This window comes from Paenibacillus tepidiphilus (genome assembly GCF_008635795.1).
GTDB lineage: Bacteria > Bacillota > Bacilli > Paenibacillales > Paenibacillaceae > Paenibacillus_AQ > Paenibacillus_AQ tepidiphilus.
The window spans coordinates 1-597 of sequence record NZ_VWRQ01000080.1; the positions used below are offsets into that span (position 1 = coordinate 1).

Genomic DNA, 597 nt, shown 5'->3' on the forward strand with positions numbered 1-597 from the left:
AATTCTTGAGTTAGCACACCACTTAGATACATACATTCCAGAGCCGGAGCGTGCAATTGATAAACCGTTCTTATTACCAATCGAAGACGTATTCTCAATTTCTGGTCGTGGTACGGTAGTAACAGGCCGTGTTGAACGTGGTATCATCAAATCAGGTGAAGAAGTTGAAATCGTAGGTATCAAAGAAACTACGAAAACAACCGTAACCGGTGTTGAGATGTTCCGTAAATTATTAGACGAAGGTCGTGCGGGGGAAAACGTTGGTGCATTATTACGTGGTACAAAACGTGAAGAAATCGAACGTGGTCAAGTATTAGCGAAACCGGGTACAATCACTCCGCACACAGACTTCGAATCAGAAGTTTACGTATTATCAAAAGAAGAAGGTGGTCGTCATACTCCATTCTTCAAAGGTTACCGTCCACAGTTCTACTTCCGTACAACGGACGTAACAGGTACAATCGAGTTACCGGAAGGTGTTGAGATGGTAATGCCGGGCGACAACATCAAAATGACTGTGAGCTTAATTCACCCAATCGCGATGGACGAAGGTTTACGTTTTGCGATTCGTGAAGGTGGTCGTACAGTAGGTGCGGG

Annotated in this window: 1 protein-coding gene; it reads left to right on the plus strand. The window is 44.4% G+C overall.

Features of this window, described 5'->3' with window-relative positions:
- Positions 1–597, plus strand: a 597-nt coding sequence (locus F1379_RS29580) for an EF-Tu C-terminal domain-related protein (RefSeq protein ID WP_275262669.1), incomplete at both ends; no start/stop codon positions are given.